We start from the raw sequence: 16,624 nt of genomic DNA on the forward strand, positions 1-16,624 counted from the left end.
TTATAATTCTTTGATTTTAATATTTCTAAAGGCTACACGGTCACCGTGATCCTGCAATCCTATTATTCCCGTTTTATATTCGCCAAATCCATCCCAATCTGCAAATTTGGAACTGGCCACCATCTTTTCCCAATCTGGACCATGTACAGGAAATTCAACTATTTTTTTCCCATTGAGCAAAACATGGCCTTCATTCGTATCGTGATTCACCATCAGTTCTACCTTGTTCCATTCACCTGCTGGTTTAACTACTTTTTTCGCAGGTGCAACCATATCGTACAAGGCACCGGCCTGGTGGGTCGTGCCATTCTTGGAATCGGGATGCCTTTCATCATCCAATACTTGTATTTCTGGCCCGGTTTGATAGGGTTGTCCATATTCACCGCCTTCGAAAACTCCCCAGAAAATACCGCTATTGCCTCCCTCGGCGACTTTCCATTCCAAGGTAAGCACAAAATTGGTGTATTCCTTATCTGTAACTATGTTATAGCTTTCTCCTTCCGGTCTTTCTTCGGGTGGATAAAAAACCATAGCTCCGTTCTCCAATTTCCAGGGCTCAGTAATTCCCTCACCATTATAAAAATGCCAGCCGTCAAAAGAGGACCCATCAAACAAAACAACCCATTCATCGTCTTCTTCTGTTTGTATTTCCATTTCTTCTTTCGCTTCGCCAGGAGTATCCTTTGATTTTTCCTTGCATGCAAAAACAGTTATTAGTACAACTAGTAAAATTGGTTTTTTCATAGTCCCAATATTTTTTTAAGTTTTTCTTTATCGATCTCTGCGCCAGCAAAATCATCAAAGGCTTTTGTGGTTGCCTCAATAATATGTTCTTGAATAAACTTTGCGCCTTCACGGGCTCCCTGCTCCGGGCTTTTAATACAACATTCCCATTCCATCACTGCCCATACATCGCAACTGTACTGTGTTAACTTGGAAAAAATGGTCTTAAAATCGATCTGTCCATCGCCCAAGGAACGATACCTGCCAGCACGGTCGCCCCAATCGTTGTAGCCCCCAAATGCACCTTTCTTTCCTGTGGGATTAAACTCGGAATCCTTCACATGAAATGATTTTATAAATTCGTGGTAGTGATCTATGTATGCGATATAATCCAATTGCTGCAACACAAAATGGCTTGGGTCATATAAAATATTTACCCGTTTATGATTTCCCGTTGCCTCTAAAAATCGCTCAAAAGTATCCCCATCGTGTAAATCCTCTCCCGGGTGTATTTCATAGCAAACATCGATACCCTCTGCATCAAAATGATTCAAAATGGGCATCCAACGTTTGGCCAGCTCCTCAAAACCCATTTCAACTAAACCCGGTGGTCTTTGGGGCCAAGGGTGCGCGGTATGCCAAAGTAAGGCCCCTGAAAATGTGGCATGGGCATTTAGTCCCAATCTTCTGCTTGCAGTAGCTGCTTTTTTTACGGTTTCCACAGCCCATTCCGTCCGGGCCTTAGGATTGTTTTTAACAGCATCTGGTGCAAAATTATCGAACATAATATCGTACGCAGGGTTTACAGCTACCAATTGTCCTTGTAAGTGAGTGGAGAGTTCGGTAATCTCCAAACCATAGGAGTTGATTTTCCCTTTAAGTTCATCACAGTAGTCTTGACTCTCCGCAGCTTTGTCCAAATCTATCAAAAACGATTCCCAAGTTGGTATCTGTATTCCTTTATAACCCAGGTCTGAAGCCCATTTACATAACCCATCCAAAGAATTGAACGGGGGTTGGGAATCAACAAATTGCGCAAGAAATACTGCAGGTCCTTTAATTGTTTTCATTTAGTTGTGCTTTTTAAGAATTGATAAATCCTTAACATTTTAGGATTTATCACCTATATTTAAGAAAAAAACTATCGTGTTTTTATTTTCTGCGTAGAAAAACATAAATATAGGAATTAGCGAACAATTAAAACAACAGAACAGTGAATGAAAATATGGTTTACGATGCAATTGTTGTAGGCACTGGAATAAGTGGTGGCTGGGCTGCTAAGGAGCTCTGCGAAAATGGCTTGAAAATACTTGTATTGGAGCGCGGTCCCATGGTAAAACATATAGAAGATTATAAAACCATGCACGATGACCCATGGGATTATCCGTTAAAGGGTGAACTATCTGAGCATGAGAAAAAAAACTACCAAAAACAACTGCGTGTCGGGTGGGCTCCAAGAGATGACGTAAAACATTTTTTTGTAAATGATTTGGAACATCCTTACCAAGAGACCAAACGTTTTGATTGGATTCGTGGCTATCACGTTGGAGGCAGATCACTGACTTGGGGCAGGCAAAGTTATCGTTGGAGCGATATTGATTTTAATGCCAATAAGAAAGATGGTATTGCTATAGACTGGCCCGTTCGTTATAAGGATATTGCTCCTTGGTACGATAAAGTTGAATCGTACATAGGTGTTAGTGGTGAAAAATTAGGTTTGAAGCAATTGCCTGATGGTCAGTTTCAACCTCCCATGGAGTTGAATTGCGTTGAAAAAGACCTACAAGATTCAATCAGCGCCAATTTTGATGATAATCGGCTTTTGACCATAGGTAGGGTTGCCCATATTACAGAAAATACTACTGAATTTAAAGGTAGAGGACCTTGCCAATATAGAAATCGATGTTGGAGAGGTTGTCCGTTTGGAGGGTATTTTAGCAGTAATTCCTCTACACTGCCTGCTGCAGAGCGAACAGGAAATATGACTTTACGGCCAAATTCTATAGTCCATGAAGTGGTTTATGATGATACGCAAAAAAAAGCGACTGGAGTAAAAGTCATAGATTCGGAAACCCATGAAAAACTGGAATTCAAAGCAAACATTATATTTCTATGTGCTTCTGCTATGGCTTCTGTTGGAATTCTATTGCAATCCAAATCAAAAACATTTCCGAACGGAATAGGCAACAACTATGACCAACTTGGACGTAACATCATGGATCATCATTACCAATTAGGTGCATCTGCAAAAGTTGACGGCCATTTGGATAAATATTACAAGGGAAGACGACCAAACGGATTTTATATTCCCAGATTTGTAAACTTAGACGAGGATACGAAACAAAAGGATTTTATACGAGGTTTTGGATATCAAGGAGGGGCAAGCAGAAGAAATTGGTCTGAGGTCATAGCTGAAATGGGCTATGGAGAAAAACTTAAAGAGGCTGTTCTTAAACCTGGAGGTTGGGAAATTGGCATGACAGGTTTTGGGGAAATGTTGCCCCATCCGGAAAACCGTGTAACTTTAAGCACAACTAAAAAAGACAAGTGGGGATTACCACAATTGGATTTTGATGTTGAGTTTAAAACAAATGAGCTAAACATGCGGGAGGCCATAAAAAAAGAAGCAGTTTCTATGTTAACAAAAGCGGGGTATAAAAAGGTGAAGGCATACGATAAGGAAACTGGTCCAGGTTTAGGAATACATGAAATGGGTGGTGCTCGGATGGGAGATAATCCAAAAACTTCTGTTTTAAACAAGAACAATCAAGTACATGAAGCACTAAATGTATATGTTACGGATGGTGCTTTTATGACTTCGTCCAACTGTGTAAATCCATCTCTAACGTATATGGCATTTACCGCCAGAGCGGCCAATCATGCAGTACAACAATTTAAAAACAATAAATTTTCTTAAATACCTACTATGGAAAATGCTTCAGCCCGAAATTTATGGGGCGATTTTCTTGATGCACATCTGGAATTTGCCTCTGAGGATGCCCCAAAAGTGATTCATTTTTGTGATAATGAAAAAGACGCCAATACTTGTGCAAGCCTAGTCCGAAAAGATATTAAAAGAGCTACTTCACATTCGCTTTTAGGATTACAACTGCGCAAAGAAGAATTGCCTAAAATCGGTGATTTTGCAATAGTGACGGACTGGTCTGGAAATGCAAAATGCGTCATTAGGACCACCTCTGTAAAACTAGTGCCCTATTTCGCCATAAATGCAGATCATGCCCGCATAGAAGGTGAAGGGGACAAAAGCTTGGAATACTGGAAACAAACACACTGGGACTATTATACCAGAGAACTTTCGGCATTTGAGAAAACACCAAGAGAAAGTATGATCGTAGTCTTTGAGCAGTTCGAAAAAGTATTTGAAAGATAATTTCCCCTTAGTCCAGGTTTATCCAAACATTTCCCTGCTTATGGGAAGCTACTGTACTCTCAATAAAGTTTAGTCCCCTTACACCATCCAACATTGTAGGGAATTCACCATCGTTATATTTTTCACCACGAATGGCACGAGCAGCACCCAAATAAATATTGGCCATGGCATCAAAAATACCTTCAGGGTGACCGGGCGGTAACTTAGTTCCATCCAAGGACAATTCAGAATTATAGGCATGCCCCGGTTTATAAACCTGTAATGGCTCCGTATCGCTCAGCTTATAAAGAAAATTTGGATTTTCCTGTTCCCATCTAAAAGCTCCTTTCTCCCCATATATGGCAATTGTTAGCCCATTCTCTTCTCCTGTTGCAACCTGACTTGCCCTGATGACACCTTTTACATGTTCATCCATCCGTATCAATACCGTACCGTCCACATCCATTTGATTGTCTTTGTACAGGTAATTAAAATCGCATAAAAGCGATTTAATCTGTAATCCTGTGGTAAACTCAATCATATTGAAGGCATGGACCCCAATATCTCCCATACAGGAACTTATTCCCGCTTTTTCTGGGTCAAGACGCCATACGGAAGAACGTTTGTCCTTATCATGGATGATTGTATTTATCCATCCTTGGTAATATTGCGCATCTACTTTATGCATTTTTCCTAGAGCTCCTTCCTTAATCATTTCCCGCATTTGGCGTACCATAGGATAACCTGTGTAGGTATGGGTAACTGCAAATACAGTTCCCGCTTTTACCAGAGCCTCTTGTAAAATTTTGGCCTCTTCGTATGTTGTGGTCATCGGTTTTTCACAGATAACATGAAACCCATTTTCCAGCAATTTCTTCGCCATGGGAAAATGCAGAAAATTAGGGGTCAATATTGAACATACCTGAATACGTTCGCCTTCGGGAAGTTTTAACTCCTCTTCCACCAAGGTTTCAAAATCTTTATAAATTCGATTTGTGGGCACATCGATTTCTTTGGCAAATTCTAAGCTCTCTTCAAAATCGGCATTAAATACGGCACCTACAATTTCATAATTATCATTGATATGTGCGGCTACTCTGTGAAGCACCCCAATAAGGGAGTCACCACCGCCACCAAGAACTCCAAGTTTTATTTTTTTTGGCATGTTAACTCGTTTAAACTACTTGTGGATTTGTTTTTCTTTTTTTCATGTAAATATTCAATCCAATAAACAGAATGATTAGAATTGCTGGTAGGATCGACATTATTTTTAACGCATCATTGGCACTGGCATTATCGATTATATTTCCCATGATGGGTAAAATCAAGGAAACGGAGAACATTCCGGCACCTCCCATTATGGATAATCCCAATGCTCCACTTTCTGGAATGTATTCCGCCACAAAGGAAAGCATAGTTGGCCAAAAAAACGTTATTCCCACAGCAAAAACCGCTGCTGCAAAAAATGTCATCGGTCCACTTGTTATAGTGAGTAGCCATAGGCCCAAAAAAGCAAAAATTGCAGAAAACAATAACATTCCTTCCGGTTTTAGTTTATGTACTACTTTGCCAGCAGAAGCTCTTCCCAATGCCATGATACCATTTATGAACGCTAATACTAAAAGTGGTACTGCTACGGTTGATTTGAGCAAGGATTCTATCCGCTGATTGGTACCTAATTCCGTAGCTGCTGTCAACAGCATACAAATCACCATAAAAATAAAAAGTGGTTTAGCAACGCTGGAAAACATTTTCTGATTGCTTACGCCAAGTTTTACACGCTCTGTAACAGGAAAATCCTGTCCTAAGAACATAAAACCATAAATAACCAATGGAATAAACAGAACTCCTACCATAATCTGCCAGCTTAGACCCATTACATCCATAATCAACCATCCTACTATTGACCCAATTACAATTCCCCCAGGAAACCAGATATGGAAACGGTTCAGCATTTTTGTTTTGTTTTCACTATACATGGATGCAATCATAGGGTTTAAGGCCGCTTCGACCATACCGTTGCCTATGCCCACAAAAAGCGTGGCCAAAAAGAGAGAAGTCTGATCTTTGGCCAATAATGTCCATGTAATTCCTATAGCATGGGTAATAAAGGCCAACCAAGTGATTTTTTTGATTCCCAAGGTATCTACCAAAAACCCACCAAATATCATTGCAATGGTAAAGCCAAAAAAAGCTGGGGTAAAAGCCCAACCTATTTGTTCTAATGTCAGTCCAATACCTTCGGGTCCAAAAACGGTTTCCAATCTTGCTCTAATCGCAAATGTCATGGCCGTTACCAAGAGTGCGATACAGGACGCGACAAATAATCGATTTTTGTTTACACTTTCCATTGTTATTATCAGTTTTGGTTTTTATCAAGATTTATATTCCACCTCTTCTTTTTTAAAGAACAAGGCAAACAATAGCATCACAACTAAAGCAAAGACCGAAGGAATAATCCAGATACTTTGCCAGTTATGTATTTTTTCAGAAATGAGATACATGTCCGTAACCTTTCCCGAAATCCAAAATCCAACTAGCATCCCTACTCCATAGGTAGCTAGTGTTATGAGGCCTTGAGCGGCGCTTTTGTATTTTTCCCCTGCTTTTGAATCGGTATATATTTGTCCTGACACAAAGAAAAAGTCGTAACAAATTCCATGCAAGGCTATCCCAATCAACAACATAAAGGCCAATTCTCCAGCATTGCCATAGGCGAACAATATATAACGAACGGTCCAAGCGAGCATTCCTATCAATATGGTCTTCTTAAAACCAAATTTTTTAAAGAAAAAGGGCAACAATAGCATAAAAACCACTTCTGATGCCTGTCCAATGGTCATTTTCCCGGTAGGATTGTTTACTCCAATTTCCGAAAGAAACGGATTTGTATTTTGATAGTAAAATGCCAAAGGAATGCATATCAAGATAGAAGCTAAAAAGAAAATAAGAAAGTTTCTGTCTTTAAGCAGCTTAAGTGCATCCAACCCCAATAATGTGGAAATATTTACTTTTTCGTCTTTTGCGATTCTGGGTGGTGTTTTGGGAAGGGTAAAACTGAACAACCCTAGAAGAGCAGAAGCAATTGCTACCATTAAAAAGGTATTTTTCAACAAGCCTTCAGAACGTGATTGTGGGGAATCCCATAAAAAAACATAACCTATGATTAATCCTGCAACTATCCATCCCATGGTACCAAATACCCTTACAAAAGAAAATTCCTTCGCAGGGTCCTTCATCTGATTGAAAGATATAGAGTTTACAAGGGCTAGTGTTGGCATGTATAAAATCATGTACACAAAGACATATGGGTAAAAAGTATTGAAATCGTTTGTGGCATACATTTGATACATTAATAATGCACCTAAAAGATGTAAAACCCCAAGAATTCGTTCAGCATTAAAATACTTGTCGGCAATCAGGCCTATAATAAATGGCGCTATTATGGCTCCCCAAGATTGAGTCGAAAAAGCTTGGGCTATTTCTGCACCATTTGCATTTAGGTTTTCTCCCAGAAAAGTACCTAGTGTAACAAACCATCCTCCCCAAATGAAGAATTCCAAGAACATCATAAAAGAAAGCTGAAACTTAATTCTAAAGCTCATACAAACAGGGGTTATCTTTTGTAAAATATATAGTCCAAAGATTCTGGCTCTATTCCATTGACTCGAAAATCTGCCAAAATCTGCCCTCTGTGGTGAGTAGAGTGATTTATAATATGAAATAGGATATCCTTTAACTCATTGGCATAAGTTCTGTTCTCGCTACTTTCATAATCTATACGTGTGCTAAAATCTTCTGTATTGGTGATGATCTCAAAGGAAGACCGCTGGTTTTCGTAGTGTATATCTCCCCAGTTTTCTATTGGATGTATGTGGGAAATAGGAAAATCTGTCGGTTTTCCCACAATTCTTTTGTTCCATGTATGGTGTGCATTTAGGATGTGGTTAAAAAGCCCTGAGCTCTTTTCAGGAACTTTTTTTATGGCCGTACATTGCTCTATAAGTTTTTTGTTGCAATAAAAATTATAATCAAAGAGCTGGTGTAAGAATGCCTTCATAAACCTAGTGTTTTATGTAGATAGATTTAGTGATTTGGCAACTAATTCTTTTGTAGCAATGATTCCTTCTTCTTCACTTAGACCTTCGCCTTCATATTCTACCCCAACGTAACCGGTATAACCTGAATCCTTTACAATTTTCATCATACGGTCATAGTCTGTATGGACTTCGTTGCCCTTTTCATCAAAGTCATGTGATTTTGCGCTTACGGCTTTTGCAAAGGGCATCAATTCTTCTATTCCTTTGTATCTGTCGTACTCTTCAATGCAAGCAGTTTCAAAATAAGAACCATCTTCTCTTTTCATACAAAAATTGCCAAAATCTGGAAGTGTACCACAGTTGGGAAGGTTCACCTTTTTCATCACTTCGACCAACATTTGCGCATCCGATGAAAATCCACCATGATTCTCAACAATAACATTGATGTTTTTGTCTTTCGCATAACTCGCCAATTGCGTTAATCCATCTACTGAGGCAGGTGTCCACTCTTCTGCTACTTTACTTCCCATTAAATTTACACGAACGGAATGGCATCCAAGAGCAGCAGCAGCATCTACCCATTTATAATGGTTTTCAACGGCAGCTTTCCGTTCCTTCTCGTCGGCAGCGGATAAATCCCCTTCGTGATCGATCATTATGATAAGATTCTCCAATCCATACTTTTCACTCGCTGCTTTGGACTTTGCTACAAAACCATCCATTGCTTCTTTAGAAAAATTAGCGGCTTTCAATTCTTCTTCATAAAGTTGACTCACATATTCCAAACCTGAAAATCCCCAATCCTTTGCTTTTTTCGCAAACTGATATGGATCCATTCCCTCGTCTTTGATCATCCTATGTATGGACCATTGCGCAAGGGAGAGTTTGAATAATGGTTCAACTTCTTCTGCTATTGGAGCAGTCATATCCTTCTTTTGATTTTGTTTACATGCGTAATTTCCCAATATCATAAGAGCTATCCCTGCTTGGGCACTATTTTGGATAAAATACCTTCTTTTCATAAAAATTAATTGTAATACGTCAAAAAGAATCAAAAAACTACAACGTTATAGTAGGGAATTCTCAATAAACGTAGGGATTAAATGTAGAAAATTAATTTAATAATTAATACATTTAGGAAATAAACAATACTGTTAAATGAGTAAATTTTATTACAACGAAGAGCAGGAATCTTATGATGCCATTGTAGTAGGAACGGGCATTAGTGGAGGTTGGGCCGCCAAAGAGCTCTGCGAGAACGGACTAAAGACATTGGTCTTGGAACGTGGTCGTATGGTTAACCATATTACGGACTATCCCACGGCAAACCTAGATCCCTGGGATTTTCCCAACAATGGGGAACTGTCTCCTGAGAAAATTGCAAGACAAGAAAAGCAAAATAGAACAGGTTACACGGTAAAAGCAGCGCACCATTTTTGGTTTGTGGATGATATTGACCATCCCTACAATGAAACAAAACGCTTCGATTGGATGAGAGGCTACCATGTAGGCGGGAGATCATTATTGTGGGGAAGACATAGCTATCGATGGAGTGAAATGGATTTTGAGGCCAATAAAAAGGAGGGTGTTGCTGTAGATTGGCCAGTGCGCTATAAGGATATTGCCCCTTGGTACGATAAAGTGGAAAGTTATATAGGGGTTACCGGGGAAACTCTCGGATTATCACAACTGCCCGATGGCATTTTTGAGCCCATGATGCAGTTGAACTGTGTAGAACAACATGTTCGTGAGCAAGTAGCGGAACATTTTGATGGACGGGTGATTACGGCAGGTAGAGTGGCCCATATTAATAGTGATAAAAAATTTGAGGGCCTAAACCGAAGTTCGTGTAAATTTAGGAACAGATGTATAAGAGGTTGTCCTTTTGGGGCATATTTTAGCAGCAATTCGTCTACTTTGCCCGCAGCTGAACGTACCGGAAACATGACACTTAGACCGGATTCCATTGTCCATGAGATTATTTATGATGCGGACACCAAGAAGGCTACCGGTGTAAAAGTAATTGACAGGGTCACAAAGGAAACTTATGAGTTCAAGGCAAAGGTTATTTTCCTCTGTGCTTCTGCCGTGGCCTCAACTTCCATTCTTATGCAATCCAAATCGGATAGATTTCCTGATGGGATGGGCAATGATTCGGGAGAACTTGGACACAACATCATGGACCACCATTTTAAGGCAGGTGCACGAGGTAAAATGGATGGTTACGAAGACAAATATTACAAAGGAAGAAAGCCGAACGGAATTTACGTTCCCCGTTTTAGAAACCTCGGAGGTGCCAGTGAAATGAAAGATTTTAATCGCGGTTATGGCTATCAAGGAGGTGCATCCAGAGGAAATTATGAGGATATAATTGCAGAGGTCTCCCACGGAAAAGAGCTTAAGGAAGCTATCTTGGGGGTCGGAGGATGGCAGGTGGGCATTAATGGTTTTGGTGAAATTTTACCCTATCACGAAAACAAGATGACCTTAGATTATGACAAATTAGACCAATGGGGTCTGCCTACGGTTACTTTTGATGCTGAAATAAAGGATAACGAGCTCAATATGCGCAAGGATATGCAGGAGCAGGCAGCGGCCATGTTGGAAAAATCAGGTGTTCGCGATATTGAAACCTACGATGAAACCTATGCGCTTGGCCTTGGTATACACGAAATGGGTACGGCCAGAATGGGCAAGAACCCAAAGACCTCCGTAGTTAATGCAAACAACCAATTGCATGCTGTTGAAAATGTTTATGTTACAGATGGTGCCTTTATGACTTCCGCAAGTTGTGTAAATCCATCATTAACCTATATGGCTTTTACGGCCAGAGCTGCCAATCATGCAGTCCAAGAACTTAAAAAAGGAAATATCTAATGGAAAGAAGAGTTGCATTAAAAAACATGGGGCTTGCCTTTGGGTATACCATTGTCGCCCCCACACTTTTGGGAATTGTACAAAGCTGTAGCACCAAAAAGGTATTGGATTGGACACCAGACTTTTTTACCAAAGATGAAGGTGTTGTCCTGCATACCCTTGTAGACATGATATTGCCCAAAACAGATACTCCTTCTGCCACAGAAGTGAATGTACATGTCTTTATAGACAAGTTTGTGAACGAAGTATTGCCAAAAGAGCATCAGGACTTTCTAAAAAACGGTATGGACAAATTCATGAACACCGTTTTGACAGTAGCACAAAAAGAAACACTTGCCGAACTGGGCGAAGAAGACTTAGAACCTACTCTGGCCAAGTACTTAAAGAAAAGAACAGATGCTATTGAAGAGTCACACGAAAAAGCAGTAGAGGATTATTTCATTGCGGTAAAAGAAAATGGCAGTGCAATTATAGACGATGAGATTGCCCACTTTAGCTTTGCCACTTCTTTGCGGGACATGGCTATTTGGTCATATAAGACGTCCGAATATGTAGGGGAAGAGGTCTTGGCCTATTTACCAGTTCCTGGAGAATATATTGCCTGTGAGGATGAACAGACCTTGACACAAGGTAAGGCATGGTCGCTTTAGAGGTGTTAGGTGTTAGGTGTTAGGTGTTAGGTGTTAGGTGAAAAGTACGAAATGTAATTTTATGGATGCTCACTTATAAGCTCTAAAGTTTAGTTTTTGTTTCTTGATTTTTTTTGAGTCAAGGGTAAAACGTAAAAGTTAATTATACCTTTTAAGTTCAAAACTAATTCTGAATCTAAATCTATTTTTTTGACTTCCGATAAACGGTCAGGGGTTGAACATCTCGACAAGCGCGTAGTGTGATTTCTTAGATGTTTGGTTTATTTAGAGCCTTAGTTCATCAAAATAAATGAGTTAGGGGATATATTTTCTAAATTCTGACATTGGATTCAGTTTCAGACATCTTTTATCTCAATAATCAATAAAAACACCCCGAGAAAGGTTCGTTATTTAAGGAACTTTCCCGAGGCGTCTATTTAATAAACACTATCACATACTGATAAGTTCAGTATAAACTATGATCCACACATTAAGCAATCATCGTCCGCTTGGCCTTCTTTGGCCCGTGCAATCATTTCTTTCATCTCTTCTGCCGTCATTGGCTGTATATCTACTTCTTGTTGATTTACCGGAGTAGGATCAACTTTAAGTTCTTCAGTAGCATTAGGAGTAGCTGCGACCACTTCAGCTTCAGCGGCAACACTAACTGGAACTTCTTTCTTTTTGGTATTGTCCAGCGTAAACTTGATAGCATCAACGGCAGCCTTGGTCCTTAGATAGTACATACCCGTTTTGAGACCACTCTTCCATGCGTAAAAATGCATAGAAGTCAATTTTGGATAATTGGCATTTTCCATGAACAAGTTCAAGGATTGACTCTGATCGATAAAATAGCCCCGTTGCCTGCTCATATCTATAATGTCCTTCATGCTAAGCTCCCATACCGTTCGGTATAGTTCCTTTATATCTTCTGGAATACCATCTATATGTTGTATGGAACCGTTGGCACGCATTAATTCTTGCTTTAGGTTCTCGTTCCAAAGTCCTAGTTTTACCAAGTCTTCTAAAAGATGTTTATTAACTACGATAAATTCTCCAGAAAGTACTCTTCTTGTATAAATGTTTGAGGTATAGGGTTCAAAACATTCATTGTTACCTAAAATTTGTGAAGTTGAAGCCGTGGGCATGGGAGCGACCAATAACGAGTTGCGTACACCATGTTTTTTAACTTCTTTTCTCAGTTTGCCCCAATCCCATCTACCAGATAGCTCTTCGTCATCAATTCCCCAAAGATTATGCTGAAACTCTCCTTTGGCTATAGGTGATTCCTTGTAGCTTGAGTAAGGTCCATCTTCTTTTGCTTCCTCCATTGAAGCTGTAACTGCCGCGTAATAAAGCGTTTCAAAGATTTCTTGATTCAACTTTTTAGCTTCATCACTTGTAAAAGGCAATCGTAACATGATAAAAGCATCTGCAAGTCCCTGCACTCCCAATCCAATTGGTCTATGCCTCATGTTGGAGTTTTCCGCTTCTTTTACAGGATAATAGTTGCGGTCTATTACTCGGTTTAAATTTTTAGTGACCCTCTTGGTGACCTTAAAAAGTTCTTTATGGTCAAACGCTCCGTTCTTTACGAACATGGGCAATGCAATTGACGCAAGGTTACAGACAGCAACCTCATCTGGTGAGGTATACTCCAAAATCTCGGTACAAAGGTTGGATGAACGAATGGTTCCTAGATTTTTCTGGTTGCTCTTACGGTTTGCTGCATCCTTATAAAGCATATATGGTGTTCCCGTTTCTATTTGGGATTCCAAAATCTTCTCCCAAAGCTCTCTGGCTCTTATGGTCTTACGACCTTTTCCTTCAGCTTCATATTTGGTGTACAGGGCCTCAAACTCTTCACTGTGGGTAGTGAAAAGGTTTGGGCACTCGTTAGGACACATTAACGTCCAATCCCCATCTGCTTCTACCCGTTTCATGAACAAATCGGGAATCCACATCGCATAAAAGAGGTCACGGGCTCGCATTTCTTCTTTACCGTGATTCTTTTTCAAATCCAAAAAGTCAAAAATGTCGGCATGCCATGGTTCTACATAAATGGCAAAGCTTCCTTTTCTTTTGCCTCCGCCTTGATCTACGTAGCGGGCAGTGTCGTTAAATACACGAAGCATGGGCACAATTCCGTTGGAAGTACCATTAGTTCCTGCAATATAGGACCCAGTAGCCCTAACGTTATGTATAGAGAGACCTATTCCACCGGCTGACTGAGAAATTTTAGCAGTTTGTTTTAGGGTATCGTAAATGCCATCTATACTGTCGTCCTTCATCGCCAGAAGAAAACAAGAGGACATTTGCGGTTTTGGTGTTCCAGAATTAAAAAGGGTAGGTGTAGCGTGCGTAAAGTATTTTTTGGACATGAGCTCATAGGTCTCCACTACCGAATCCAAATCGTTTAAATGAATCCCAACGGCAACTCTCATGAGCATGTGTTGTGGACGTTCTGCTATTTTACCATTGATCTTCAGCAAATAAGAGCGTTCCAATGTTTTAAAGCCAAAGTAATCGTAGCCAAAATCCCGATTATAGATAATCGTTGAATCCAATTTATCGGCATTTTCAGAAATTACCTTATACACCTCGTCCGATAACAACGGGGCCTTTTTTCCAGTTCTTGGATTGACATACTCATACAAATCCTTCATGGTTTCCGAGAAGGATTTTTTACTGTTTTTATGTAGGTTTGAAACTGAAATACGAGCTGCCAGTTTAGCGTAATCCGGATGGGTAGTCGTCATTGTCGCTGCAATTTCAGCAGCAAGGTTATCAAGTTCTGAAGTAGTCACTCCGTCATACAAACCTTCAATCACCCGCATGGCCACTTTCACAGGGTCGACCAAATCGTTGAGGCCATAACAAAGCTTTCTTACTCTGGCCGTGATTTTATCGAACATCATCGGCTCTTTTCTTCCATCTCTTTTTACTACAAACATAGGCTACGAATATTTTTAATATGGCATGAAAAATCAAGCCATGGTTACATTTTGCTATGCATTACGGGTTTCGCAATGCAAGTTGGTCAAGAACAGTTAAGAACGGTTGGGGTAATGGGGTTTCTTTTTAAGGCCGTGCGTGGTCTATTTAAAAATCAGCATCGAAACTGATTTTTTGGGCATCAGTATCTTTTTCTTTGTTTAAAACGCCCGCTTTTTGATATTCTGACACCCGCTTTTCAAAGAAATTGGTCTTTCCTTGTAATGAAATCATATCCATAAAATCAAAAGGATTGGTCGAATTGTATACTTTTTCACACTCTAATTCTACCAAAAGCCTATCCGTTACAAACTCTAGATACTGAGTCATTAATTTGGAGTTCATTCCAATAAGGCTTACGGGAAGTGACTCTGTGATAAACTCGCGTTCTATATTAAGGGCATCTACAATAATTTCAGTGATGCGTTCTTTGGACACTTTGTTTATCAGATGTTTATTATGAAGATGTACTGCATAATCGCAATGCATTCCTTCATCTCTGGAAATAAGCTCATTAGAAAATGTCAATCCAGGCATAAGGCCTCTTTTTTTGAGCCAAAAAATGGAACAGAACGCTCCTGAGAAGAAAATACCCTCTACTGCTGCAAAAGCAATTAATCGCTCTGCAAAGCTTGGGGAATCTATCCATTTTAACGCCCAGTCCGCCTTCTTTTTAATTGCAGGAAAGTTCTCTATTGCTTTAAAAAGAACATTCTTTTCTTTTTCATCTTTTACGTAGGTATCTATCAGTAGCGAATATGTTTCTGAATGGATGTTTTCCATCATAATCTGAAACCCATAAAAGAACTTGGCTTCAGAGTATTGTACTTCATTTACAAAGTTTTCGGCCAAATTTTCATTGACGATACCATCCGAGGCGGCAAAAAATGCCAAAATATGCTTTATAAAATAGCGCTCGTCGTCATTTAATTTATTGTTCCAATCCCTTAGGTCTTGGTGTAAATCGATTTCTTCAGCAGTCCAAAAACAGGCTTCACATTTTTTGTACCATTCCCATAAATCATGATGTTGAATAGGGAAAATCACAAATCTGTCTTCATTCTCTTCTAAAATAGGTTCTACTGCTACGGACATTTTTTTTTGTTAAAAGTTTATACTCTGGAAGAAACAACTTACTGCAAGCTAAACAAAGATTTAAAAATGTAATCAGATTGTAAAGTTTGTTTCATCAAATTGAAAACAAAGTTTTTAACACAACATGTTGAAATCTAGGTTCGCAAGTGATGTTCGCTAGGCTTTTTAAACTATAGTCTTTGGATGTGTTTTTGGACAAGATTCAACAATAACAAAAAAGACCAAAAAGTATTTATAAATATACTTTTTGGTCTTGAGCTACTATATTTATGATAAGGTTCATGGAGCGATATAACATTACCAAAATTGTACGGCCAACTTAGTTGTACCTTAGAATTATTTTGTCCTTAGGTAGTTCCCCCGAAACCCAAAGCCAACTTTCTTTCTAAAACCCAACCAAAGGTTATACGTTGCAAGCAGTTTCTATAATCAAGAGTTTGGTTGCCCTGGCCGTACTTTTATTGGTAATGTTTATGAACTTGTTACTGTCGAAAATTTTAGTCTTTTGCAACTACCTTTTCCCAGTTTGACTGCATTTTCAATTCTTTATTCTCTAAAACCGCAGCAAAAATTAGAGCAAATATCAAAATCGCGAATAATACAACACATTTTCTCATTTGAGTTTGGTTTTGGCTGTCTATTTATTTTTGACATTGTGAAAGTATGAAACGAAAAGATCGTAAATAACACAGTATGTATAAACGGTTATTTTTTGTGTATAGTTGGTTTTTAGTCTTTTAGCTTGAATGCAAGGGCGATAGAAAAAAGAAATTAGCTTTTAAGAAAAATGCTACAATATGTACATCGCCTAAGTTTTCTTACCAGTTATAAGCCTAAAATGTCCATTAGCACATATTTTTGAATAGCTTGAGCAGAATAATCTTAAATTTGATACT

General features: G+C 39.2%; 13 protein-coding genes. 4 read left to right on the top strand and 9 right to left on the bottom strand.

Annotated elements, in window-relative coordinates; all coding sequences use genetic code 11:
* Positions 1 to 744 (bottom strand): DUF1080 domain-containing protein, encoded by a 744-nt coding sequence (locus tag LV716_RS06570; protein ID WP_163416957.1) that lies wholly within the window; start codon positions 742 to 744, stop codon positions 1 to 3.
* A complete protein-coding gene (locus LV716_RS06575) occupies positions 741 to 1,793 on the bottom strand; it encodes a sugar phosphate isomerase/epimerase (RefSeq protein ID WP_163416958.1) in 1,053 nt (350 codons plus the stop codon). The genes LV716_RS06570 and LV716_RS06575 overlap by 4 nt, the downstream gene beginning before the upstream one ends.
* A gap of 155 nt (positions 1,794 to 1,948) precedes the next feature.
* Here LV716_RS06575 and LV716_RS06580 point away from each other — a divergent pair, with 155 nt between their 5' ends.
* Together LV716_RS06580 and LV716_RS06585 are read left to right on the top strand one after the other, a co-directional pair.
* Entirely contained in the window at positions 1,949 to 3,640 is a 1,692-nt protein-coding gene (locus LV716_RS06580; RefSeq protein ID WP_163417884.1) for a GMC oxidoreductase, read from the top strand.
* Between the two features lie 9 nt (positions 3,641 to 3,649).
* A complete protein-coding gene (locus LV716_RS06585; protein WP_163416959.1) occupies positions 3,650 to 4,114 on the top strand; it encodes an ASCH domain-containing protein in 465 nt (154 codons plus the stop codon).
* 7 nt (positions 4,115 to 4,121) lie between these two features.
* Here the strand turns inward: LV716_RS06585 and LV716_RS06590 are convergent, their stop codons facing one another.
* From LV716_RS06590 to LV716_RS06610, 5 genes are read right to left on the bottom strand one after another with little or no spacing between them, the layout of a single operon-like run.
* Entirely contained in the window at positions 4,122 to 5,258 is a 1,137-nt protein-coding gene (locus LV716_RS06590) for a Gfo/Idh/MocA family protein (protein WP_163416960.1), read from the bottom strand.
* Between the two features lie 10 nt (positions 5,259 to 5,268).
* On the bottom strand, positions 5,269 to 6,444 hold the full coding sequence (locus LV716_RS06595; RefSeq protein ID WP_163416961.1) for a sugar MFS transporter: 1,176 nt from the start codon (positions 6,442 to 6,444) through the stop codon (positions 5,269 to 5,271).
* A 24-nt stretch (positions 6,445 to 6,468) separates the two neighbouring features.
* The gene (locus LV716_RS06600; protein WP_163416962.1) at positions 6,469 to 7,698 is read right to left on the bottom strand and encodes a nucleoside permease; all 1,230 of its coding nucleotides are present in this window, start codon (positions 7,696 to 7,698) and stop codon (positions 6,469 to 6,471) included.
* Between the two features lie 11 nt (positions 7,699 to 7,709).
* Positions 7,710 to 8,153: a DinB family protein gene (locus LV716_RS06605; protein WP_163416963.1), complete on the bottom strand. Its 444-nt coding sequence runs from the start codon at positions 8,151 to 8,153 to the stop codon at positions 7,710 to 7,712.
* Between the two features lie 12 nt (positions 8,154 to 8,165).
* Positions 8,166 to 9,155, bottom strand: a complete 990-nt coding sequence (locus LV716_RS06610; RefSeq protein ID WP_163416964.1) for a sugar phosphate isomerase/epimerase — start codon at positions 9,153 to 9,155, stop codon at positions 8,166 to 8,168.
* 136 nt (positions 9,156 to 9,291) lie between these two features.
* Between LV716_RS06610 and LV716_RS06615 the strand changes: the two genes are divergently transcribed.
* Both LV716_RS06615 and LV716_RS06620 read left to right on the top strand, forming a co-directional pair.
* The gene (locus tag LV716_RS06615) at positions 9,292 to 11,010 is read left to right on the top strand and encodes a GMC oxidoreductase (RefSeq protein WP_163416965.1); all 1,719 of its coding nucleotides are present in this window, start codon (positions 9,292 to 9,294) and stop codon (positions 11,008 to 11,010) included.
* Positions 11,010 to 11,660 (top strand): gluconate 2-dehydrogenase subunit 3 family protein, encoded by a 651-nt coding sequence (locus tag LV716_RS06620; protein WP_163416966.1) that lies wholly within the window; start codon positions 11,010 to 11,012, stop codon positions 11,658 to 11,660. Before LV716_RS06615 ends, LV716_RS06620 begins: the two co-directional genes overlap by 1 nt.
* Before the next feature lie 455 nt (positions 11,661 to 12,115).
* Here the strand turns inward: LV716_RS06620 and LV716_RS06625 are convergent, their stop codons facing one another.
* Both LV716_RS06625 and LV716_RS06630 read right to left on the bottom strand, forming a co-directional pair.
* A complete protein-coding gene (locus LV716_RS06625; protein WP_163416967.1) occupies positions 12,116 to 14,593 on the bottom strand; it encodes a ribonucleoside-diphosphate reductase subunit alpha in 2,478 nt (825 codons plus the stop codon).
* Positions 14,594 to 14,741: 148 nt separating this feature from the next.
* A complete protein-coding gene (locus tag LV716_RS06630) occupies positions 14,742 to 15,728 on the bottom strand; it encodes a ribonucleotide-diphosphate reductase subunit beta (protein ID WP_163416968.1) in 987 nt (328 codons plus the stop codon).
* Between the last annotated feature and the right edge of the window lie 896 nt (positions 15,729 to 16,624).

It is taken from the genome of Flagellimonas sp. HMM57 (genome assembly GCF_021390175.1).
GTDB lineage: Bacteria > Bacteroidota > Bacteroidia > Flavobacteriales > Flavobacteriaceae > Flagellimonas.

Bases quoted from the DNA above. Each gene is read 5' to 3' on its own strand.
- LV716_RS06570 (WP_163416957.1), bottom strand. From the start codon at position 744: ATGAAAAAACCAATTTTACTAGTTGTACTAATAACTGTTTTTGCATGC.
- LV716_RS06575 (WP_163416958.1), bottom strand. From the start codon at position 1,793: ATGAAAACAATTAAAGGACCTGCAGTATTTCTTGCGCAATTTGTTGAT.
- LV716_RS06580 (WP_163417884.1), top strand. From the start codon at position 1,949: ATGGTTTACGATGCAATTGTTGTAGGCACTGGAATAAGTGGTGGCTGG.
- LV716_RS06585 (WP_163416959.1), top strand. From the start codon at position 3,650: ATGGAAAATGCTTCAGCCCGAAATTTATGGGGCGATTTTCTTGATGCA.
- LV716_RS06590 (WP_163416960.1), bottom strand. From the start codon at position 5,258: ATGCCAAAAAAAATAAAACTTGGAGTTCTTGGTGGCGGTGGTGACTCC.
- LV716_RS06595 (WP_163416961.1), bottom strand. From the start codon at position 6,444: ATGGAAAGTGTAAACAAAAATCGATTATTTGTCGCGTCCTGTATCGCA.
- LV716_RS06600 (WP_163416962.1), bottom strand. From the start codon at position 7,698: ATGAGCTTTAGAATTAAGTTTCAGCTTTCTTTTATGATGTTCTTGGAA.
- LV716_RS06605 (WP_163416963.1), bottom strand. From the start codon at position 8,153: ATGAAGGCATTCTTACACCAGCTCTTTGATTATAATTTTTATTGCAAC.
- LV716_RS06610 (WP_163416964.1), bottom strand. From the start codon at position 9,155: ATGAAAAGAAGGTATTTTATCCAAAATAGTGCCCAAGCAGGGATAGCT.
- LV716_RS06615 (WP_163416965.1), top strand. From the start codon at position 9,292: ATGAGTAAATTTTATTACAACGAAGAGCAGGAATCTTATGATGCCATT.
- LV716_RS06620 (WP_163416966.1), top strand. From the start codon at position 11,010: ATGGAAAGAAGAGTTGCATTAAAAAACATGGGGCTTGCCTTTGGGTAT.
- LV716_RS06625 (WP_163416967.1), bottom strand. From the start codon at position 14,593: ATGTTTGTAGTAAAAAGAGATGGAAGAAAAGAGCCGATGATGTTCGAT.
- LV716_RS06630 (WP_163416968.1), bottom strand. From the start codon at position 15,728: ATGTCCGTAGCAGTAGAACCTATTTTAGAAGAGAATGAAGACAGATTT.